The sequence below is a fragment of the Nostoc flagelliforme FACHB-838 genome (assembly GCF_014698065.1).
GTDB lineage: Bacteria > Cyanobacteriota > Cyanobacteriia > Cyanobacteriales > Nostocaceae > Nostoc > Nostoc flagelliforme_B.
Genome location: NZ_JACJSI010000098.1, coordinates 1 through 22,520 on the forward strand (window position 1 = coordinate 1; position 22,520 = coordinate 22,520).

17 protein-coding genes and 1 pseudogene are annotated in these 22,520 nt (G+C 40.2%); 11 read left to right on the forward strand and 7 right to left on the reverse strand.

Translation table 11 applies throughout. From position 1 onward, the window contains the following. The 5 genes and pseudogenes from H6G97_RS29315 to H6G97_RS29335 all read left to right on the forward strand — a co-directional run. A pseudogene (locus tag H6G97_RS29315) lies at positions 1–155 on the forward strand (IS701 family transposase); the annotation flags it as partial. 131 nt (positions 156–286) lie between these two features. Further along, entirely contained in the window at positions 287–553 is a 267-nt protein-coding gene (locus tag H6G97_RS29320) for a hypothetical protein (RefSeq protein ID WP_190944050.1), read from the forward strand. A gap of 261 nt (positions 554–814) precedes the next feature. Beyond that, positions 815–1,159, forward strand: a complete 345-nt coding sequence (locus H6G97_RS29325) for a hypothetical protein (protein ID WP_190944051.1) — start codon at positions 815–817, stop codon at positions 1,157–1,159. Further along, on the forward strand, positions 1,075–4,599 hold the full coding sequence (locus tag H6G97_RS29330; RefSeq protein ID WP_190944052.1) for a PAS domain S-box protein: 3,525 nt from the start codon (positions 1,075–1,077) through the stop codon (positions 4,597–4,599). Before H6G97_RS29325 ends, H6G97_RS29330 begins: the two co-directional genes overlap by 85 nt. A gap of 829 nt (positions 4,600–5,428) precedes the next feature. After that, a complete protein-coding gene (locus H6G97_RS29335; protein ID WP_190944053.1) occupies positions 5,429–9,040 on the forward strand; it encodes a DUF4347 domain-containing protein in 3,612 nt (1,203 codons plus the stop codon). Between the two features lie 1,039 nt (positions 9,041–10,079). Here the strand turns inward: H6G97_RS29335 and H6G97_RS29340 are convergent. Next, positions 10,080–10,262: a CsbD family protein gene (locus tag H6G97_RS29340; RefSeq protein WP_100901031.1), complete on the reverse strand. Its 183-nt coding sequence runs from the start codon at positions 10,260–10,262 to the stop codon at positions 10,080–10,082. A gap of 305 nt (positions 10,263–10,567) precedes the next feature. Here H6G97_RS29340 and H6G97_RS29345 point away from each other — a divergent pair, with 305 nt between their 5' ends. From H6G97_RS29345 to H6G97_RS29355, 3 genes are all read left to right on the forward strand, one after another. Next, complete coding sequence (locus tag H6G97_RS29345) at positions 10,568–11,455, forward strand: TIGR02587 family membrane protein (RefSeq protein WP_190944054.1); 888 nt, start codon at positions 10,568–10,570, stop codon at positions 11,453–11,455. After that, positions 11,452–11,844, forward strand: coding sequence for a TIGR02588 family protein (locus H6G97_RS29350; protein WP_190944055.1), 393 nt, complete (start codon positions 11,452–11,454; stop codon positions 11,842–11,844). The genes H6G97_RS29345 and H6G97_RS29350 overlap by 4 nt, the downstream gene beginning before the upstream one ends. Positions 11,845–13,210: 1,366 nt before the next feature. Then, positions 13,211–15,163: a cytochrome-c peroxidase gene (locus H6G97_RS29355; RefSeq protein ID WP_242055381.1), complete on the forward strand. Its 1,953-nt coding sequence runs from the start codon at positions 13,211–13,213 to the stop codon at positions 15,161–15,163. A gap of 206 nt (positions 15,164–15,369) precedes the next feature. Here H6G97_RS29355 and H6G97_RS29360 read toward each other — a convergent pair whose 3' ends face one another. The 5 genes from H6G97_RS29360 to H6G97_RS29380 all read right to left on the reverse strand — a co-directional run bounded on the left by H6G97_RS29360 (position 15,370) and on the right by H6G97_RS29380 (position 19,656). Further along, on the reverse strand, positions 15,370–16,137 hold the full coding sequence (locus tag H6G97_RS29360) for a ChaB family protein (protein ID WP_190944056.1): 768 nt from the start codon (positions 16,135–16,137) through the stop codon (positions 15,370–15,372). Between the two features lie 162 nt (positions 16,138–16,299). Beyond that, a complete protein-coding gene (locus tag H6G97_RS29365; RefSeq protein ID WP_190944057.1) occupies positions 16,300–16,839 on the reverse strand; it encodes a Dps family protein in 540 nt (179 codons plus the stop codon). Between the two features lie 388 nt (positions 16,840–17,227). Beyond that, on the reverse strand, positions 17,228–17,587 hold the full coding sequence (locus H6G97_RS29370) for a hypothetical protein (RefSeq protein WP_190944058.1): 360 nt from the start codon (positions 17,585–17,587) through the stop codon (positions 17,228–17,230). Between the two features lie 544 nt (positions 17,588–18,131). Further along, a complete protein-coding gene (locus H6G97_RS29375; protein WP_190944059.1) occupies positions 18,132–19,232 on the reverse strand; it encodes a glutamate-cysteine ligase family protein in 1,101 nt (366 codons plus the stop codon). 34 nt (positions 19,233–19,266) lie between these two features. Further along, positions 19,267–19,656, reverse strand: coding sequence for a class I SAM-dependent methyltransferase (locus H6G97_RS29380; protein ID WP_190944060.1), 390 nt, complete (start codon positions 19,654–19,656; stop codon positions 19,267–19,269). 240 nt (positions 19,657–19,896) lie between these two features. Here H6G97_RS29380 and H6G97_RS29385 point away from each other — a divergent pair, with 240 nt between their 5' ends. From H6G97_RS29385 to H6G97_RS29395, 3 genes are all read left to right on the forward strand, one after another. Beyond that, positions 19,897–20,574: a Mo-dependent nitrogenase C-terminal domain-containing protein gene (locus H6G97_RS29385; protein WP_190944061.1), complete on the forward strand. Its 678-nt coding sequence runs from the start codon at positions 19,897–19,899 to the stop codon at positions 20,572–20,574. A 67-nt stretch (positions 20,575–20,641) separates the two neighbouring features. Then, positions 20,642–21,670: a GTPase ObgE gene (gene obgE / locus H6G97_RS29390; protein WP_190944062.1), complete on the forward strand. Its 1,029-nt coding sequence runs from the start codon at positions 20,642–20,644 to the stop codon at positions 21,668–21,670. Positions 21,671–21,913: 243 nt separating this feature from the next. Then, the gene (locus H6G97_RS29395; protein ID WP_190944063.1) at positions 21,914–22,186 is read left to right on the forward strand and encodes a hypothetical protein; all 273 of its coding nucleotides are present in this window, start codon (positions 21,914–21,916) and stop codon (positions 22,184–22,186) included. Here the strand turns inward: H6G97_RS29395 and H6G97_RS29400 are convergent. Beyond that, on the reverse strand, positions 22,170–22,520 hold a 351-nt coding region (locus tag H6G97_RS29400), incomplete at its 5' end, for a transposase (protein WP_190941080.1). The genes H6G97_RS29395 and H6G97_RS29400 overlap by 17 nt on opposite strands.

Below are 22,520 nucleotides of genomic sequence, written 5' to 3' on the forward strand. Positions count from 1 at the left end.
CTTTAAATAATCTGCGTCTCATTATCCAACCACTTTTACTATTTTGGTTGATTTATCCCTGGTTAAGTATTTTCCCTAATTCACATTTATTCCTGGGATTCAATCATTTAATTGCTGCCATGAATCAATTTAAACCCTGTTATGCTTCTGGATGATTAAGCTCCTGAACTACTTGCTTATATCGGAAAGTGACAGAAGAGGGTTAACCGCAGCGCTTGCCTTCAGTCAAATTAACGTCTTTTGAATAGTTCACAATCCAAGTTGTGCTATTGCTCGCAGTTCTTCAATGCTCAAGGTGTCATCGTTAGAGATACCAGTCGTGTTCTTAATTGCTTGTTGTGTGGCGTGGATCTGGATGGTACTTTCGTATCTTTATGAGCGGGTAAGTGCCTTACCACCCAAATCAGGGAAATTGACTTGCATGAAGATGAAGCGATCGCCTTGCTTCTTTGCTACTTGGGTAACTACTCATTTCGGAGCGTTTCCAAGAGCTGGCGGTAAACGGGAGCAGCACTGTATCAAGGATAATCGTCTGCCCCGTCTCAGAGCCTAAAAGCTGTAGTGCTTATCCTGCACAGTTTAAAGTTTTACAAGCGTGCCATTCGTCCAAATCTGATAATTTCAGTGATTTTACGATTCTTTTAAAGTTTTAATTAAATTAATATAAATTATAAATTTATTAATGATACAAGTTAAATAATCATTAAACATAAAGGATATTTAGAATCACAATTATTTAATTTCTCATTAAATAATCTCCTAAACCATTCAGGTAAACATGGTTACTTAAAACCTGCAATATCCCATTAAACAAATGGACGAAACTATCAAAAACAAGCAAAAAGTTGATGCATTTATAGATAATTCAGACAAATGCCAACAAGCTAAAATTGAAGATATCATCAGCCATCAAATCTCCAAGTGCATTCCTGTTTTGATGCAAATATCATCAGATGTAGAGATAACAAACTCATCTCTAGCAATAGCGTTTAAAGAACAAGCGGCAGAATTAAGCAAAGTACTGACTCAACTAAATAATGAAATTGCAAAACATAAAAAAGCGGAAGCAGAATTTTGTCAAAAAGCCTTAGGAAATCAAACAATTTTCAATCAAATAATGAGCTATATTTTCGGATTGATGCTAATGCCAATATCCTAGATTATCAACTACAAAATCCACAAATTATAAATAAACTGACAGAAGCAGTTATAGGTAAAAATTTCCTGGACTATTTACCATCTACTATAAAAATTCGTTACCAAGAAGCCATTACTCAAGTACTAAGAAGTAAGTCTTTAGTACAATTTGGGTATTTTGCTATAGAAGATAATAGCAATTCTGAAGCTAGGTTATTACCATTACCAGAACAACAAATAATAATTTTTTTATCCCAAAAGAAGCAAGTAGCAATAGTAAATAATAATATTGACTTTCAAAGGATTGTAGAAAATAGTAATAACATTATTTTTGCGCTGACAATTGAGGGAATATTTTCTTATATTTCTCCTAACTGGACTGAAATCTTAGGGCATGAGGTTGAAGAGCTTATAGGAAAATCATTTGCTCCTTTCATGCATCCGGATGATTTACCAATCTGTGCAGATTATTTTCAAAGAGTTTTGACAACAGGTCAAAAGCAAGATGCAATTGAATATCGGATAAAACATAAAAATGGCAGTTGGCAATGGCATACAAGCAACTCATCAGCCATAAAAGATGCTAATGGAAATTTTTTGTATTTCGTTGGCATCTGCCATGATACAAGCGATCGCAAACACGCACAAGAGGAACTAGCGCAGCGATCGCAATTAGCGAATTTTCGTGCCGATGTAGACGCTGCTCTTGCCCAGAGTCAAACGTTAGAGTATATGATGCGTCGCTGCACCGAAGCGTTAGTCGAACATATAAATGCAGCCTTTGCTCGCATCTGGATACTGAACAAACAGGAAAATGTCCTAGAGTTGCAAGCCAGTTCTGGAATGTACACCCATATTGACGGGCCTCATAGACGGGTGCCAGTTGGTCAATTCAAAATTGGTTTGATTGCCCAAGAAGGCAAACCCCATTTGACTAATTCTGTACTAACAGATCCCCGCGTAAGCAATCAAGAGTGGGCAAAGCGTGAGGGTATGGTTGCTTTTGCTGGCTATCCTCTAATTATTGAAGGTGAGACTGTAGGCGTTATTGCGATGTTTTCTCGGCAAATAATCACGGAATCTGTTTTTGATGCGCTAGAATTTGCCGCCCAAGAAATTGCTATCGGCATCAAGCGCAAACAAGCAGAAATTGCACTCAGAGAAAGTGAGTCCCGTTTCCGTCATCTTGTAGAAACTACCAATGATGGAGTGTGGGAGTTAGATCAAAAGGGCGTTTACACTTACGTCAGCCAAAAAATTGCTGACATTTTGGGGTATGAACCAGAGGAAGTTTTAGGCAAAACTCCTTTTGAGTTGATGCCACCAGTAGAAGTAAACAGAGTACAAAAGATTTTTCAAGTTCTAACCAATTCCAAACAGCCTCTAATTAATTTTGAAAATAAGACCCTTCATAAAAACGGACAACTGCTTGTTCTAGAAACTAATGGAGTTCCTTTCTTTGATACATCCGGTAATTACCTGGGTTATCGTGGTGTTTATCAAGATATCACTGAGCGCAAACAAGCAGAGGAAGCAATGCAAGCTCTAGTAGCTGGAACGGCAGCAGTCACAGGCGAAGAATTTTTTCCTGTCTTGGTGCGTCACTTGGCAAATGCTTTGGGAGTCTGCTACGTCATACTAGCAGAGCGAATCACTGGAGACTCCGATACAGCTAGAGTTTTATCATTTTGGGCAGGTGACAAGCTTTCAGAAACATTCGTCGAGTATGCCTTAGCTAATACTCCTTGCGAAGTCGTGTTACAGGAGGGAATGCGTTCTTACCCTTGTAATGTACAGCAATTTTTCCCTCAAGCCAAGGATTTAGTCGTATTAGAAGCAGAAAGTTATCTGGGAACGCCTCTTGTCGATACATTCGGTATACCCATAGGCCATCTTTGCGTATTAGATACCAAACCGATATTACAGGAGGAACGTGCCAAAGCTATTCTCAGCATCTTTGCAGCACGAGCTACGGCAGAACTACAGCGCCAGTGTACAGAAACCGCTCTCCGGAAATCGGAAGCTAAATTTAGAGCGATCGCTCAACGGGAAGCACTACTCAATCGTCTTGCCAGCCAAATTCGAGCTTCTTTAGAACTCAATTACATTTTAGAAACCGCAGTACAGGAAATTCGCAACTTATTTCAGATTGATTACTGCGCTTTCTTTTGGTATCGGCAAAACGCTGATGTACCTTACTGGGAATGTGTATATGAAGTAGAACATTCTATTTTACCCAGTCTGCTAACAGCCCAAGCAACTCATCCAGGATTTGAAATAATTGCAGCAAAAACCTTAAACAGAGAAATCATCCGCATCGATGATCTTAAAACTGATGGTGAGCGCACGATGCAGCAATTTTTAAATGATTTCGGTTTCACCGCTTTTATGTCTTTGCCTGTACACACTCAATCTGGTGAAATTGGCGCTTTAATCTGTGGTTACTGTAGTGGCTTCCGACCTTGGCAAGAAACTGAAGTAGAATTGCTACAAGCAGTGACAGTTCAATTAGCGATCGCTATTGACCAAGCAAAACTTTACACACATAGTCGCCTAGTTGCCCAAACTGCCCAAGAAAAAGCACAGCAGCTAGAAAAGGTTTTGCTAGAACTTCAACAAACCCAGGCTCAACTCATTCAAACTGAAAAAATGTCCAGCCTGGGGCAATTAGTAGCAGGTATTGCTCACGAAATTAATAATCCCACCAATTTTATCTATGGAAATATCAAGCACACCAGTGAATATGTCACAGATTTGCTGCACTTGGTAGAAATGTTTCAAGAACATTACTCTCCACTATCACCAGAGATTGAAACGCAAATCCAAGAAATTGATTTAGATTTTCTCTACCAAGATTTACCCAAAGTTCTAGATTCAATGAAAGCCGGCGCTGAACGCATTCGGCAAATTGTCCTATCTTTACGCAATTTCTCCCGTTTAGATGAAGACACTACAAAGCGAGTGGATATTCATGAAGGCATTAATAGCACTTTACTGCTACTGCGAAGTCGCCTGAAAAGTAAACCACAACGTCCCGAAATCAAAATTATTCAGGAATATGGCAACCTGCCACAGGTCTTATGTAATGCTGGACAGATGAATCAGGTGTTTATGAATCTGTTAACTAATGCCATTGATGCTCTGGAAGAGGGATTTGAGACTAAGGATTGGGAACTGGAAAAAGAGGATTCAAAATCCTCAATCCTCAAAATTTGCATTCGTACCCAAGTTCAAGAGGATGAGTGCATAATTAGCATTGCTGACAATGGTTTAGGAATGACCGATAAAGTACGTGATCATATATTTGACCCCTTCTTTACTACCAAACCTGTGGGTAAAGGCATTGGTATGGGGTTATCAATTAGCTACCAGATAGTCGTCAAAAATCATCGAGGGCAACTTGAGTGTATCTCAGCATCAGGAGCAGGAGCTGAGTTTGTAATTACCATTCCAATACAATAAAAAATTTAACATCGGATTATGGAATTGGGGTTAAACCATGTCAGATCAAGGGAGCCTCAAGAGCTTATCCGAACCGGAACCGTATTGAAAATTATGGTGCGAGTAATTGAATACACTATTGATACTGTTGGAGAGCCAGAAATTTACCGCCTGATTACCAGTGTGACAGATATTGCTCTGTTTCTTATCTCAATGAAATGCAAATTAATCAATAGCTAATTAGGGACTTCCAGAAAATAAAATATACAGCTAATAAAAATGATAATCATTGTTAGGGGGGTGGAAGAGGCTGCCGTTGGCAGCCTTTCCCACCCCAAGTTGTAGTAAATTGGAAAGCTGCTCATCTTACGGTTACAGGCTTTTAGGATGTACCTCATAGCTGCCGGAAGTGCTGTAATACTATACTGAGTTGAGCGCAACTTTTCCTTACCCGCGATTTAGATTCTTTAGCAGTCACTAGTGCCTGGGAAGTGGTGGAGCAAAATGCTAGGGTGCAAACTCAGTTATATTAAGCTAGCTATTCATAAATCTTTAAGTATAATTACAGAAGTATTTTTTATGTAAAAAGTATAAATTGCTTTTTACATAACAGTGATTGCCAAAATATCGCTATATTTTTATAAATGCATTTGATTGCATAAATAAAATAGTAATATTTTATCCAATAAATAAGTGATTTACTTGCCGATTCAATTTGGATATGGAAGAAAATGGAATGTTGAGCTTATTAGCTTTCTTCCTGATATTGGGTGAGAAATATTACTAAAAAAAGACTTTAATAATTGCAAGTATCTTATTCAATCTAGAGTTTGATAAAAGGACAAGATTTATGACGCAAGAGCCAGAAAAGAATGTTTCGGCAAACTTACTAGAAGCAAGTGCAAATCTTGTTTTTATAGATACAGCAGTTATCAATTACCAAAGCTTGATAACGGGTATCACACTCGGCAGCGAAATCGTTATCCTTGACTCCAATAAAGATGGCTTAACGCAAATCACCGAGTTTCTAACAAGGCGGAAATCTAACTCGGTTCAATCAGTTCACATTATCTCTCACGGCAGTGAAAGTAGTTTGCAACTGGGTTCAACTTACCTTACTTTTACTAACTTGAACAGCTATGCAAATCAGTTACAAAAGTGGAAACCTGTTTTAACTAATGATGCTGACATTTTACTTTATGGTTGTGATATAGCTAGTGGTGAAGGCACAAAATTTGTACAGGTTCTTAGCAAAACCACAGAGGCAGATATCGCCGCTTCTACTGACAAAACAGGAAGTCTAGCTTTAGGGGGTAATTGGAATTTAGAGGTAAAGACGGGGAAAATCGAGGCTTCCCTTGCTTTTGAATCTGAGGTAATAGAGGCTTATAACTCTATTTTAGCAGCTAGTTTTACTGGCACTTCTTACTCCCAAAACTTTAACTTATTAGCCAATTCTGGAACATCTATTCCTTGGACTAATGATTCAACCATTTCAGGCTGGTATGCAACAGCAACAAGCTATAACGCTGTAAATGGTAATTCTAATACAGGTGCATTGTATAGTTTTGGTTCGACTTCATCAACAGAGCGGGCACTTGGTTCTGTAGCTTCTGATACTACAGGAACTATTTATTATGGGTTGCGCCTGCAAAACAATACAGATTCAGCAATTAGCCAGTTGAGAGTAAGTTACACAGGTGAGCAATGGCGTAATGCTAGTAATACATCACAACAAAAACTGAATTTTAGTTATCAGACGGGGAAAACTCTTACAAGTTTGACAGCAGGAACATGGACACCTGTTACATCGCTAAATTTTACTGGGCCAATTGCAACTTTAGTCGCACTGCCTCTGGATGGAAATTTAGCTATAAATAAAAATGTCAAAACATCTATATCAATTAATCTAGCTACCCCAATAGCTGTTGGTGAAGAGATTATATTACGTTGGGAAGACATTAATGATTCAGGCAACGATCATGGCTTATCAATTGATGATATTTTTATTCAAGTAGACAAAACTACTTACGTAGTAACCAACACCAATGACAGTGGTGTTGGCTCGTTAAGACAAGCTATTATCAATGCCAATAACGATCCTGGCGTTGAGACAATTGTCTTCAGTCGGACTGGAGTCTTCGGTGATGCTACTCCTGACATTATTACCCTCACCTCTGGGGAATTAAATATCGCAGAGGAAGTCATTATTCAAGGAACTGGGGCTGATAAACTCATTATTAGTGGCAACAATACTTCCCGTGTTTTTACAGCTACTGCACCCCTATCAATTGATAGTTTAACAGTAACTCAAGGTAATGCGCTTGTAGGCGGTGGCGGTATCTTCAGCACCAGTAGTGTTAGTGTTAGTAACAGTACCATTTCTCTTAACAAAGCGATCGCCAATGGCGGTGGTATCCTGAGTCTGAGCCTCACCGTTAGCAACAGTACGATTTCTCTTAACGCATCGCTGGCTAACGGCGGCGGTATTTTTAGTACTGATGCCACCCTTACCAATAGTACGATTTCTGGGAATACAGCGATCGCTGCTGGCGGCGGTATCTCCAGTACCAATCTCACCGTCAACAATAGCACCATTGCTAATAACACCGCAGACACTGGTGGCGGCATCTTCGGCACCAATGCCACCCTCAACAATAGCATCGTCGCTAGTAACAGCGCTAGCCTACTGAATTTAGGCAATGATGTCTTCGGACTGAACTTAGACGGTAATGCTTACAATTTGATTGGCAACCTGACTGGACTAAACGTATTATTAAGCACATTGGGAATAAGTACAGATATTGTTAACTCTAACCCTGGACTCAAACCATTGGGAAATTACGGTGGTTCTACCCAGACTCATGCCTTAGAATCTAACAGTCTCGCTTTAAATGGCGGCAATCCCAGTTACAGTGGTAGCTTAACGACTGACCAACGTGGCACAGGTTTTAATCGAATTGAATACGGTAGACTTGACATCGGGGCATTTGAATATATAGTTCCGAAAGTCAACTTTGGTGCTGCTAACTACAACACCACAGAAGGTAGCACTGCCATTACAGTAACTATCCCCATTACTTTAGATCGGATTCCCGCAGTTGATGTCACTATTCCCATAGTTATCAACAGTAGCAGCACAGCTACTCAGAACCTAGATTATACTATTTCTTCCACTACCCTTACCTTTGCTAATGGGGCAATTGGCTCAGATTTAACCCAGCTAATTACTTTTACCATTCAGCCAGATGATTTACCAGAAAATGCCGAAACCGTGATAGTAAACTTCGGCAAATTGACGGGGGCTGAGGCAGGAACAATAACTCAAACTACTCTAAATATTGCTGCTAACGATCCAATTAAATATGCAATTTCCACTATTCCAAGTGTGACTGAAGGTGACAGCGGTACTAAAGTTGCTGCCTTCACCATTACGCGTACTGGTGGTATTGGTGTGGCGAGTACTGTAGATTATGCTTTTAGCAGTACAGCAATTTTTGACACTGATTATAACAATGTTCTAATTCGAAGTGGGGAAGTTAGTCCAATTGCTGAGTTTATAGATCGTGATTTATCTGGGACTTTAAATTTTGCAGTTGGGGAAAATACAAAGACAATTACAGTTGATATTTTAGGTGACAAAAAATTTGAACTAAATCAAGATATTACTGTCACATTGAGTAATCCCAATCTCACATTTGCACCCGAAAGTTCTGTCATTACTACCAGTTCAGCAACAGTCAAAATTATCAATGATGACAAGCAACCCAGCATCAAAATTTCCAATACCTCAGTGATTGAAGGTGATATCAGCACAACGAATAATGCCAATTTCGCTCTTACTCTTTCCAATCCTAGCTATCAACCAGTGATCGTTAATTATAATACGAGCGATCGCACAGCTAAAATTTCTGATTCAGATTACAATTCTGGACTGGGAACAATCGTTTTCAATCCTGACGAAACTTTCAAAACCATTAGCTTTGCTGTCAAAGGCGATCGCAAATTTGAAAGCAACGAGACGTTTGCCACCACTTTGTATGGCGCTGCAAATGGTGCGATTAGCGACAGCCTGGGAGTTGCCACAATCATCAATGATGACATTAATGAAACACCCAGTATCCGCATTTCAAATGTCTCAGTCAATGAAGGCAACACAGGTATGATAACTAACGCCAACTTTGCCGTCACTCTCTCCAATGCCATATATCAGCAAGTTATTGTCTATTACAGCACTAGTGATGGTACTGCCAAAGCTTCTGATTCTGATTACAATTCTGGATTGGGAACAATCATTTTTAATCCTGGCGAAACCTTAAAGACTATTAGCTTTGGTATCAGAGGTGATAAAAAAGTTGAAGTTAACGAGACATTTTCTGTCAATCTCTATGGTGCAACGAATGTACTGATCGCTGATGACCGAGGAACTGCCACAATTATAAATGATGACTTTTACTTATGAAGTTTTACGTTTTTCAGCCTAGCCTCTAATTATTGATAAATAGCATATTCTATGATTTTGTTTCACAAGATAGCATCAATTTCCTTTACTGAGGTGATACTTGTAATTTGGTTGGGATTAGTTTTAATGCCGGGTGGCAACTGTCTGATCAAACAATTCGCAATTACCAATTCGCAATAAGCGAAGCCCATTGGCTAATTAGTTACAGTTACCACCTCTGTACAAAAATCGGAAAACTTCTTTGAATGATTAATAAAAGCCTGAAACGAGGTATTTACGTTGAAGCACAACATATTTATTTTATACAGTGCATAAGTAGGAACAAAATCTATAAGCATTCCATGCGAACTTTATACCAGGCTTTCGTCTTCATCCTTTAACTAGGTGGTAAGAGAACATAGGCAATAGGTAAAATTTACCATTTTGCCGATTCACGCAGCAACGCCGCCTTCTATTCCTCATATCTGCGTTTCATCTAACTGAACCGTAACTGTCCGCGATCATTTAATTGCGTAATTCATCATAATTACTTTGACACTACATCGTCAGCACATTCCTCAAGCGATGCCTTTTATGAAGAGACGCTACCACCACTTTCAAAAAATAAACTGAAAATGATTCTATAGGAATTGCCGAGGTATGAACAGCTAAATCAGGGTTTTGCTGACTGCTCATAATAGAAAGCTTTTTTATAAGTACATACTGTAATTCTAATTTAACAGAAAGCGACAGTTAATTTGTCATTATGAAAATACACAAAAGCTTTTTTATCTTTGATGAAGCGACAGCTAATTTGTCACTATTACAGGAAATGACAGCTAATCTGTCACTGCCAAGATGTTATCCTAATACTGTCAAACTGCTATAACCTATATTGAGCAAGGATTTCATGGATGACATTAATTTGTCTCAACGCGATTTAATTAGTCACTGTACACAAAAACTCCACTTTCTCAAAGTAAGTGGAGTAATTAATGTTAGACTATGAGTCATGAATCATCGCTAATCTAGTATTTCTATTTACACTGCAAAAACTAGATTAATCTAAAGCTTTCTTAAGTTCGTCTTTAATGTTTTCTACAGTGTGAGTAGCTTGGGCTTGGGCTTGCTTTGTTTGCCCTTCAGCTTTATCTTGTGGATTGCCAGTTATTTCACCCACAACCTCTTGAATTTTCCCTTCAATATTCTTTGCAGTAGCTTCTACTCTTTTTTCGGCGCTCATGGTTTTTACTTCCAGGTTGTAGTTGATTCAGCTATTACATAAACTAACAGTAGTGTATTATTTGTGACTTCCATCAACCGAGATAAGAATTTGGTAGATTATGTATCTTAAGATAGATACGGGCTGCGACAGAACACTCTCCTTGGAAAATATGAAAATATTATAAATTGGCGGTGTTTAGATCCCCGGTTTCTCAAAGAAACCGGGGATCTAACTTTTCACGAAGGATTTAGGACTGCTATATGCATCTTCATAGAGAATGAGTATAAGTCAAAGCAAATTTTCAACAAAAGGAAAGTCCAGGAGTGGGAACAAAACGTCAAAAAAATATATGGAGGAGTGAGATTAATGACATCATTAGGGGTGCTTGTGGAGGTTTTTTATTTGGCATACCCTTACTGTATACAATGGAGGTTTGGTGGATTGGATCAGGGGCTAAACCACAACTGATGATGATGGCGATCGCATTAATGTTTATTGTGGTTTTTTTGCTCAATCAGATAGAAGGCTTTCGGAAACGCAGATATACCAGGCTAGCTTATCAAGCCGTAATGGATACCGTAGAAGCGATCGCGATCGGACTAGCTTGCTCTGCCTTTGTGCTGTTACTATTGCGAGAATTGACCCTAGAAACTTCCCTAAAGGAATCTTTAGGTAAAATCATCTTTGAAAGTGTACCCTTTGCCATCGGTGTAGCATTAGCAAACCAGTTATTGGGAGATAGTGAAAACAATAATACAGAAGGAAAAGCCACCGATCAGCTAAATGACGCAACCAAGAATAAAGGGGGTGAGTTACATGCCACTTTCGCCGATTTGAGTGCAACTCTGATTGGTGCAACTGTAATTGCATTTAACATTGCTCCAACCGATGAAATTCCCATGCTTGCAGCCGCAGCCTCACCACCTTGGCAGTTGGCAATGATCGCCACATCTTTGCTGATTTCCTATGGCATTGTATTTCAAGCAGGCTTTTCTGACCAACAAAAGCGAAGACAGCAAAAGGGAATTTTCCAACGCCCATCGAGTGAAACCATTATGTCCTATCTAGTATCACTGCTAGCAGGCGCTTTTATGTTGTGGTTCTTTCAAAAATTAACTTTTAGCGACCCTTGGACTATGTGGTTAGATCACACATTGATGCTGGGATTACCTGCAACAATTGGCGGTGCAGCTGGAAGGTTAGCAATATGACTAAAACAAAACAACCACGCTCAATTGCTGAGTGGGTAACATTTAGTATCGCCTCCTTTATCCTAGCAATCATTGTAAGTCTGGTGGGCTACACTTGGCTGAACGAAAAAAATCAACCTCCCATCCTTTCTGTCACTAAAAAACAAACCATTCGGGAAATTAATGGTCAATTTTATGTTCCCTTTGAAGTTGTCAATAGTGGAGGAGATACAGCTGAGTCTGTTCAGATTATGGCTGAGTTAATGATTGATGGCAAAGTTACAGAAACAGGAGAGCAACAAATTGACTTTTTATCTAGTGGAGAAACTGAAGAAGGCGCATTTATATTTAGCCAAAATCCGCGCCAAGGTCAGTTAAATTTGCGTGTTGGTAGCTATAAATTGCCATAATGAAGTTATATCATGGCTGTATGATTATTTACTAATACTAAACCCGGAGAACGCCACCCCGTTAAGGCTTACTTTGTCTCCTCTCCCTGCAATCTTAGGGTGTACACACATCTCTGTACAAAAGCAAAATTTTTGTAAATCCCCTTAAATTCCCTTTTTTATAGGGACTTTGAGAATTTTTACCCCCCTATCCATTACCCGGATCTTTCTTAACATTTGTGAGGTATTGACTCACGTTTTTTTAACCTGATTCGTTCATTGTCAATAAAAATGCAGTTTTAACGAGAAGATTAAAAACGAATTTGTCAAGTATGCCTAACTCCTCAGTGTCTAAGACGTATATAGAATATGGGTTTCAAGATTGTAAAGAAAGATGTGGGTAAAGCATAGCTTTTAAGGCATGGCTGATTTGTTTCATAAAAGCAAGGAGTTTGTCAATAATCATGAAAAATAAATTTTTCTCTACAAGTAGTTGATAAATCAAATACGATTGCTATAACAGTCTCAATTATAAAAATTTGTAACGACTTCGGAAATTACTCTATTAACGATTGTATTTATATATGTCGGTAGGCTGTACCTTAATTTATTAGTGAACTTTGTTTTGTTTTAGGGACTTCCAAAAAAAATACTTAACTATTTCTTGTGGGGCGGACGACACGAGCGTCTCTATACAAAGCGCTCGTGTCGCCCACCCCACAAGATGGGGTAATTTATTTATTAGGAGTCCCTTAGTACTTGACTAACCCAAAATTATTAGCTAATACGCTTTTTTGCTTGGTAACTCACTAGTTTCATTTCTGAATAGTTCATGAGGATGAAACAAATTTTGGTAACATCTGGTTTCAGGTTTGGGTAGTAATGAGAGCAAAGGTAAAGCGGCTCAAGCTAATTCATATTTTGTCGTATAGTCTGCCGAAATTTACATAAATTCAACAACAGATTCAGAAAAACAAATGAGCAATGGTAGAAACACTAACCATAGCAGCTTGCCTGAGCGTGAAGTGCCAAAAAACATAATCCTGGCGCGCAAGAAAAGGGTAGGCAGTTCCGCTCCTCTTTTAATCGAGATGTTATTAAGGCTGTTGAAGAGCATACAAATGCTGCCAATCTTAGTAATAAGAATGCTAAATCGATTTAGCGCAATAGCATCCAAGTTTTCTAAAAGCATAAAAAGCAGTATAACCATTGCTGTACTCGTGGTAGCTGTAGTTTTAGCTGGACATACCATGTCAGCGCAACTAGTATCGGCGCAAGTACCCCCGCTCCACTTAGCACCGTCCCAGTTCCAGAACCTAGCAATATTGGGGACTTCATTAAGAACAAGACAGCCGCGATCGCTTTAGGTAAAGCTCTGTTCTGGGATATGCAACTCGGAACCGACGGTATCCAGGCGTGTGCCAGTTGTCACTTCCACGCTGGTGTAGATAACAGGTCTAAGAACCAAATTAATCCAAAAAATAATATTTTCAACGTCGGCGGTAGGCCAAATTACCAGCTAACGTTAGCGGATTACCCCTTCCACAAACTAACTGATCCAAATAACAATGCTTCAACCGTTACATCCGACAGTGACGACGTTGCTGGTTCTCAGGGAGTCTTCCGGTCAAAGTTTAATGATGTTGTTCCCGGAAGCGCTCAAGACAATGTAACTCCTTTAAAAGACACAGTTTTCAATGTGCAAGGCACAAACGTTCGTCAAGTGACCAGTCGCAACTCCCCCAGTACGATTAATGCGGTGTTCAACTTCCGCAACTTCTGGGATGGACGCGCCCAGAATATTTTTAACGGGGTAAATGAATTTGGCTCAAGAGATCCAAATGCGCTTGTTTTGAAGGCATCTAATCCGAGAAGATTAGAAGATGTGCAAGTCCGTCTGAATAATTCTTCACTGGCTTCCCAAGCGGTAGGGCCTCCACTCGCTGCCGTTGAGACATTTGCCGAAAGCCCAATCATCGCGCCCTTTGCACCATTGGTAGCTGATTTGTCCGAAGCTGACAGTACAGTTAAAATAACTGATGCCACAAGCGGTAAGGTTATAAATACCATTAACAGCGACGCGGCAGAGTCAACGGCTGAAGTATCTGATAGTGCGCTCATCTCAAAACGACGCCCATCAACCCCCACCACACCCTTGAGAAGAATTGGTAGAAAACTTGGCAAAAAGCTACTTGCAGTGCAGCCACTCGCCAAGCAAACTGTGGCTTACGATGACAGCGTTCTCGGTCTTTTAAGCAATTCCAGCAAAAATCTACCTCAAAAGGGTCTAAACAAAACCTACGAGGCTTTAATCCAAGAAGCTTTTCAACCAAAGTGGTGGAGAGCGAATTTGGTTATCCGAGTTGACCCTACAACAGGAGAGCGTTCATTTTACCGCAAACCAAGAAGACGTCCTTTGAGTACTATAGAGTACACATTGCCGGAGTATAACTTCTCGCTGTTTTTTGGGCTGGCGATTCAGGCCTATGAAACCACTTTGATCTCTGACCAGACACCATTCGACCAGTTTCTAGGTGGTAAAAGCACAGCCTTAACACAGCAGCAACAAAGAGGATGGCAAATTTTCCAAAACCAGGGTATTTGTATCGCTTGCCACGTTGGGTCGGAATTAACCGCCGCTTCTGTGAGCAGAGTGAAGAGTGTAGGGCGAATTGTACGTACACCAGTACCTCCCTTCTCTGCCGAAGATACAGGCTTTTTTAACATTGGTGTTAGACCTCAAGAAGAAGACCTCAGCCTAGGTGAAAATGACGCTTTTGGCAATTCACTCTCGGAGGTACGGCTAGCCCAACAGGGCAAATTCCAGCAAATTTTTGGTGAAGCTGCTCCCATCCTCAATCCACCACTGACTTCAAGTGAAAATGTGGTTGCAGATGGAGCGTTCAAGGCTCCCGGACTTCGTAATGTAGAACTCACCGCTCCTTACTTCCACAATGGTGGGCAGTTAACTCTGCGGCAAGTGGTAGAGTTTTACAATCGGGGTGGAGATTTTCGCTCATCTACCAATCTACTTCCGCCGCTTAACTTAACTGAACAGCAGAAAGATGATTTGGTAGCCTTTCTGCAAGGACTAACTGATGAGCGAGTGCGCTATCAAAAAGCGCCGTTTGACCATCCACAATTGTTGATTCCCAATGGTCATCCAGGAGATCAAAACGCCGTTGTTGTTGATTACAATGTGACAACTAATGATGGTACTAAACAAGCTGCTGATGCTCTACTAGAAATCCCCGCTGTTGGTCGTAACGGTGGTAATCTCCTGCCAAACTTCTTAGTAGTTGATCGCAAAAAGGGCCCAGTCATTGTTCCTAAGTCTTAACTGTACCGAGTAAATAAAAATATTGACTTGTAACAAAAGTAAAAAAGCCTGGTTTTCCAGGCTTTTTTTATATAAAATTTGTACACTATAAACAATCACCCGAACATAATATTATTGGTAGGGACACACAGATGTGTGCCCCTACAGCCTGTGATTATTAATTACCAACAACACGAAAAGATATATAGTTGTTGACGCGCGGTAGTTTAAGCTTTGACCTTGGCTTTTGACCAGACACCATTTTCATCTTCATCATATTGCTGATGAACGGACTCCCAGGCAGCTTGTTCAGCCGTGAACTCGTCATTCTTCTCATTAAAGACAGTGTTATAGCGCTCAATGAATGTGTGTTGAGCTTCTTCAGAAAGATGAGCGCGAACCTCAGGAGACAAGTCTTGTGGGCTGTTGCACTGTCCAGGACAAGGGCGAGCAAAGGTTTTTTCAATTGTGTGAATTTCTTCGCCACCAGCACTTTCGAGTAGCAATTGAAATTCGCCAGTGCGATCGCTCGGAACTTCTGCCATCACTAAGAACTCACCAGCCTGTAAACGGGTTTGGTAGATAGCCGCTTTATCTTTTGGCATCCCTAGAGTAGTTAGAACCGATACTAGACCAGCACCTGCACTACCTGCGATCGCTCCGCTAGCAGCCCCCAACAGCACTGCACCAATAGGCCCTGCTGCCACGATTGGGCCGACAAAGGGAATAAACAGTACGCCTACACCCGTGAGCAAGCTGAGAAAGGAACCAAACAAGGAACCAAAAACTGCCCCTGTTCTCAAACCTCCTAGAATCACATCTTTTTTGCTAATAAAGCCAGCGATTCTAGTTTCGGACTGGAAATTTCTACCCATGACCGAAATATGATCTCTCGGCACACCCCTGTCTAATAACCGCCGAATCACATCATCAATTTGCTTCTGTTCTTTAAATACAGCAGAGATAGTCCGTTCTGCTTTATATACTTCTGGCACTTAAAACCCCCTGTTTGGTTTGTATTATCTTGTTTTTGTAATGAATATGGCGAATAGGTAGATGCAGGCAGATATTAATTCCTTCACACCAGTTAGAAGGAGAAATCAATCCTCCTTCTAACTGGTTTTACAGAGAACCACCCTCTACTCAGACGTTTTGAGCTACACACCTACAGGAGTCTTGGCCCCTTCTGCTGGCTGTCTACCATCTGGGCCTAGTGCTTCGCCTTCAATGAATGAACGTAACATCCAAGCCATTTCCTCATGCTGTTCCATCAGCCCAGTCAGAAAGTCAGCAGTTCCCTGATCGTGGAACTGATCACCAGACTGATCTACATGGTCTCTTAAGTTCCGAATAACTTGCTCATGATCATTCACGAGATTAGATACCATCCCCGTAGCTGTGGGAACATTACCAGCATGTTCCTTGAGGGTAGCAATCTTGAGAAATCCTTCCAATGAGCCAACTGGATAACCGCCCAAAGTACGAATCCGCTCTGCCAAAGCATCAATATTTAGAGTCAGCGTTTGGTAGTGTTCTTCCCAAAGCTGGTGCAAAGAGCGGAACTGAGGCCCAACGACATCCCAGTGATACTTTTTGGTTTTCACCAACAGTAGATAGGCATCTGCCAAATCTTGGTTTAACAGATTAATTACACCTTGACGCTGTTCTTCAGTCAAACCAATGTTTATCGAACGCATTGTTTTCCATCCCTAAGCAAACTTATTCATTAATTTCTCAAATTTCAGACAGATTCCACATCAACCAAAGGTAACATTGTTGGCTGAAATTAATTACTAAATTATTTACTATGCCTATGCCTGAATAGGTAGTATTAAGCCAATATTCTAGTAATTAGCGAACTTCATTGATTTTTTTTGGCTAAAATAATAAAAGATACTAAATATAATTATCAATTAAAATATATTTAATCAAAACTATGCGAACCCAGTTTCACATATAGATGCTCAAAGTGAACATATTTTTATAATTAAATTGTAGTTGCCAGGCTAATAGTACTAATTAGTAATGGATGATTGCTATTACGCAATCACCCATTACTACAGAACAATTACCAGAACTATTAATTTAGTTCTTACCTGTAACTTTCCCCAATGCATTCTTTATATTTTCTTCCACTGAGGTTGAACTCTGGGAATTTTCTGGACGCTTCTGTTTGTCAATATCAGCAGCTCCTTGAACCTCATTTAGCCCTTCGTTAGTCTCTTTTTGAGTCTTTCTCAATCCTATTGGTGGTGCTTTACCGGCTTCGTCAGTTTTTGCCTGAATGTCAAGCAGTTGTGTAGTAGCTTCGGTAGAATCACTTTGGTAGCTATCGATCGCAAGAGCAGGAAAAGCATTAGAGAACAATACTAGGGTACAAGTAAAAGCCACAATTAGAAAACGTACTGGACGGAAAATAGATAAAACAGAAGCAATAATCTTCATTGGAAGTCCTCGATAACAGCTTTTACAACGCAGAACTTTCATTAAAAGAGGGAAGCATATACCTTTATTTAGCAATTTGAGCAATAATAAAACTGGCAAGCTCCGCTTCTATCTAAAAGTTCTTGATAAACGAACCTGACAAAGAAATTGTCTTTGTTCTTTGTATTTCTGCATAGAATTAGTAAGGGATAATAAGCAAATATCACTTTAATTCTTGAGCAAAATCATTACATTTCAAAATTAAATTCTTTTTTTCAGGTTCCCTATTCATACTTTTACTTTTAAAATGCTAACGTCTGCATCAATCTGTAGAATGAAGTTTCCTCTATCTTTAGTTGCAATAAAATCAGTCTCTAGGTATATCGACTTGATTTAGTCTGGGTAAGTTAATGACTCTACTATTTTATTTATTATGTTCAGTTAGTTCGACTTTATCCAATCAAAGAACTTTCATATATATGCACTTTTGACAATGTTTGTAAAGTACCAAATTATATAAATATCCTCCTTAACTCCTTAATAAAGGAGGAAATAAATACTTTCTTTAAAAGTTATAAGTCTGCCTTATTACATCTTCTATTGAACTAAGGCGATGGAACATTTGTATTAATTCATGGGATCTTGTTTTTCGCTTCGCCAGCAGCAATTTTAATGGTGTCAAATAATGAATATCTGGATCGTCTTCCAAAGCAACTTCGGCTGCTTGCAAGATTTTTGTCGCATTCCCAAAAATATCTTCGTTGTCAAATGCTTCTTTTGCGGAAAGTTGATGTAATGCTGCATCAGGTATAGTTGCTCTACCCAGCAAGGTTTTATCTAATACCAAACCTTTCAATAATGTCAGCAAAGCTGCATAAATTAAAAAATCATCACAACTATCACAAGCCTTAAATTCGATGCGTCCCACTTCAGCTGGAATCCGGGCAATTTTTGTTAAGGAAGGTGTGCTATTAATCAGTTGTTCTTTTTTCTCAATAAAAACCAAGGCAGCTGGCCTTTTTCCGGTTCTGATAAACGTTCGTACAGATAAACCATCCCATAAGCCTCCGTTATAAAAAGGAGAACTATAACTAAAAGGGACTATGTAGGGACTATAATAAGTTAACTTTTTCCCAATATCAATTACATCTTCAGTAGGCAAATCTACCACTGAAATATTTAAATCTGGCCCATAAGATACCATGTGAATATTAGCAGTTTGTTCGTCAGGATAAGCCTCTAGCTGTTTGATTTCATAATGGTTTAATGGGGGCTGAGGCTCAAAAGCTGGATTGTAGGGATTGAAACTAACTAAAACTGGTGATAATCCAAAGTTAGCAGCAACCTCACGTAGCAACTTAAAACTTTCTGACAATTCAGTAATAGCGCCTTGAATATTAGAATGTATAGTCGTTCTAATTTCAATACCTTTAACATGACAGTCTATCACCTCATCAGAATCCGCAAATCTTTCAAATCCCTCAATATACCACCTCTTCATCTTAATACCTGCATCGCCAACGCGTAGTTGAGGATAATCACTGGGGTATGTAGGTAGCTTTTCGATAATTTGATTTAAATCAGCAAATTTTGTGTGAGAAAAAGCAGCAAATTTCCCTTCTTTGTTTAGAAAAGCGACTTCATGCTCAATGCCAAATAAAAACATTATCTATACCTTAATTATTTAGAGTTAACCTAATTTAACTACGGCGTTCTGTTTCCTCAAAAAACTGTCGTCGCAGAACCATGACATCCGGTAAATCTATGTCAAACCAGCAAACCTTGCCGTTATTTACTCGCTCAAAGCGTGTGTTCAGTCCTGCACCAATCTCGATAACGGAACCTTGTGGATGTTGATTAAGGTAGGTACGTACCCAGTTGTCGAGGATAGTTCCTCGTAAACAACAGCCTATCTGAGAAGATTTAGCAGTAGTAAATTTATCAAATTCGTAGTCAATCGCTGCAAGAATCTCAGATGATTTCGGGTCTACTATTATTGGATCTGCTGCCTGAAGCTCACAAGCTTTAGCCCAGAGGGGAATTAGTAGTGTTTCTTGAATGATGCCGAGGTGAACTTTGGTTTTATTCATCAATACCTCCACAACACGATTAAATCGTCCTTTTCAGTTTTAGTAGAAAAAATTCTCAAGATTAGTCTCAATGGATTTTACCCCAAGATCGACTGTTGCGATTTGAAAATCTATTTGCTTTATTTATTGAGGCGGCGAAGCCTACGCACTTTCTTGATTTTTCTGTGCTACCCCACTATCTTCATAGTCGCTGGGTAGGGTAGCTTAGTAGTGACTGAGGAAAGCTTGAGACATGAGTTTATGACAAGTACCGTTCAATCTCCCTACAGCAGCGAACAGATTGCCGCTTGGTTGCGTGGGCTGCTCACCATTGCTTGGGCAGATGGTAATTTTGATGCCCAAGAACAGGAATTAATTGCCAGCATGACCAAAAATGAATTAGCTCCTAAGATTCAATGGGACTCACTAGAGGTAATTACGCCAGAAGAATTAGCCGCAGTCATGGGTAAAGGTACACCAGGTGCGGAAAACTTCTTAAGGACAGCGATCATGGTAGCGATCGCAGATGGTACTTATTCTCCCAGCGAAGATGAGGTTCTGCATCAGTTCTGCCAAGCCTTAGAACAGCCAGAGAATTTATTAGAAGCCCTTCGCCACACACTGGAACACCCAGATCAAATCACCCCCACTATCGCCAGCACTGGGCTTACAAAGCGTCAAATTGATGCACTACACCCCTTGCGAGACTGGCTAGATGGGCTAGATATCCAAGACCCAAGAGTAGCCCGCTTTTTGTGTAAAATGATTCCCTCCCAATGTCCCTTTGAGCGAGATGTTACCCTATTTGGACGCAAGATTGTCCACATCCCGCCGATGTGTAAAATTAACCCGTTGTATGAGCAACTGGTGGGCTTACGTTTCCGTGCCCTTTCTTATCTAGCAGATAAATGTGGTGAAGATGTTTCACCATATATTTAGTTAGAGTTAAGAGTGAGGAGTTATAATTTTTAACTCCTAACTCCTCACTTCTCATTATTATTTAAGTATGCAATTTATCGACCAAGCAAAAATTGAAGTTGAAGCCGGTAAGGGTGGCGATGGTATTGTCGCCTTCCGGCGAGAGAAGTACGTGCCGACTGGTGGCCCCTCTGGTGGTAATGGAGGAAAAGGCGGTTCGGTATTTTTCGTTGCTGATGAAAACCTACAAACTTTGTTGGACTTCAGATACAACCATCGCTTTCAGGCAGAAAAAGGGACTCGTGGTGGGCCAAGTAACTGCACTGGAGCAGGAGGAAAGGATTTAATTATCGAAGTCCCTTGCGGTACAACTATTTATGATGCTGAAACTGGCGAATTGCTGGGGGATTTAACTGAACCCAAGCAGACTTTGCTGATTGCCCAAGGTGGTAAAGGTGGACTAGGAAATCAGCATTTCTTGAGTAACCGTAACCGCGCCCCAGAATATGCCCTTCCAGGATTACCAGGGGAAATAAAGCAGCTGCGTTTAGAGTTAAAACTTTTGGCAGAAGTGGGGATTATTGGCTTACCAAATGCTGGTAAATCCACTCTAATTTCATCTTTATCAGCAGCACGTCCCAAAATCGCAGACTATCCCTTCACTACCCTTATCCCAAATTTGGGTGTAGTGCGAAAACCTACTGGCGATGGTACTGTTTTCGCCGACATTCCCGGACTAATTGAAGGAGCGGCTCATGGTGCAGGGCTGGGACACGATTTCTTGCGTCACATCGAGCGCACGCGAGTCCTACTTCACCTAATTGATGCCACTAGTGATGATGTGGTCAGAGATTTTAACACAATTAAGGAAGAATTACAAGCTTATGGACGGGGTTTAGCAGAACGTCCGCAAATTTTGGCGCTGAACAAAATTGATGCAGTTGATCGAGAAACGGTCGATTTGGAGGCGTTAGCTACCCAACTTAATCATCTTTCCTACTCCCCGGTTTTTGTGATTTCAGCAGTTACTCGCACCGGCTTAGAGCCGATGCTACAAGAAATCTGGGGAATTCTCGACAAAATGAAGATTCCAGAAGAAGTAGAGGTATTTAGCTAAGGAAATGACGAATTATGCTGATATATCCTAGTTCAGGGGCATCTTAATCACAAACTCAGCGCCTTGTCTTGGCTGCGAAATACATTCTCAGGAATCGCCATTTCTTTCTGTAATGATTTGGTAGCTAATGGCAGACCCTGTGAATTATACATAGGAACCATCCTGATCCGAGCAGGACTTTATCTGTTCGCGGCTAGCTTCTAGATTAAGGGTTAAATTCCCCTCAAAAATTTGTTCAGCAGTTTGTCTGAGAAAGTCAATCAATTCGTTAGTGGCGATCGCAAATGCTGTAGTTATTGTCTGCCAGATGCGATCGCAAGTTCGTATAGTTACAACGAGCCAAAAGCAATTCGCAAAGCGTCTCGTAGAGAAGTGGCTTCCCGCAGAGTAAAACGCAAAGAGAAGAAAATTAATTATTTCTTAATACTTCCATTAACTGATGCCTTCAAACCCTTACAGCCTCTTAGAGGATGTTTTAAAAGTCGAAGCGAGTTAAAAATTATGCCAGTCGCCTGACCATAATCCGGATCATCGCAATGTAAATAAAAGTCTCAGAGGTTTCTGGTAGTCGTTCATAATCTTTACTTAAACGTCGACACCAGTTAAGCCAACCAAAAGTTCGCTCAACAACCCAGCGCTTTGGTAAATGGACAAAACCTTTCTTTTCCAATGGTCGAAGCACAATTTCCACAATCCAGCGAAACATATCCATCACCCAACGCATAAATTCTTCACCACGGTATCCGCCGTCCATCCAAATAAGATTTAAACGTTTTACCTGACTGCCTGTATTGTGAACTCGGTTGAGAACTTTTTTCGCTCCTTCTCGTTCTGGAAGACTGGCTGAGGT

What these genes read in the sequence shown, in the direction of transcription:
- H6G97_RS29320 (WP_190944050.1), top strand. Translation starts at nt 287, where the DNA reads ATGCTCAAGGTGTCATCGTTAGAGATACCAGTCGTGTTCTTAATTGCT.
- H6G97_RS29325 (WP_190944051.1), top strand. Translation starts at nt 815, where the DNA reads ATGGACGAAACTATCAAAAACAAGCAAAAAGTTGATGCATTTATAGAT.
- H6G97_RS29335 (WP_190944053.1), top strand. Translation starts at nt 5,429, where the DNA reads ATGACGCAAGAGCCAGAAAAGAATGTTTCGGCAAACTTACTAGAAGCA.
- H6G97_RS29340 (WP_100901031.1), bottom strand. Translation starts at nt 10,262, where the DNA reads ATGAGCGCCGAAAAAAGAGTAGAAGCTACTGCAAAGAATATTGAAGGG.
- H6G97_RS29350 (WP_190944055.1), top strand. Translation starts at nt 11,452, where the DNA reads ATGACTAAAACAAAACAACCACGCTCAATTGCTGAGTGGGTAACATTT.
- H6G97_RS29355 (WP_242055381.1), top strand. Translation starts at nt 13,211, where the DNA reads ATGCAACTCGGAACCGACGGTATCCAGGCGTGTGCCAGTTGTCACTTC.
- H6G97_RS29365 (WP_190944057.1), bottom strand. Translation starts at nt 16,839, where the DNA reads ATGCGTTCGATAAACATTGGTTTGACTGAAGAACAGCGTCAAGGTGTA.
- H6G97_RS29370 (WP_190944058.1), bottom strand. Translation starts at nt 17,587, where the DNA reads ATGAAGATTATTGCTTCTGTTTTATCTATTTTCCGTCCAGTACGTTTT.
- H6G97_RS29375 (WP_190944059.1), bottom strand. Translation starts at nt 19,232, where the DNA reads ATGTTTTTATTTGGCATTGAGCATGAAGTCGCTTTTCTAAACAAAGAA.
- H6G97_RS29380 (WP_190944060.1), bottom strand. Translation starts at nt 19,656, where the DNA reads ATGAATAAAACCAAAGTTCACCTCGGCATCATTCAAGAAACACTACTA.
- H6G97_RS29385 (WP_190944061.1), top strand. Translation starts at nt 19,897, where the DNA reads ATGACAAGTACCGTTCAATCTCCCTACAGCAGCGAACAGATTGCCGCT.
- obgE (WP_190944062.1), top strand. Translation starts at nt 20,642, where the DNA reads ATGCAATTTATCGACCAAGCAAAAATTGAAGTTGAAGCCGGTAAGGGT.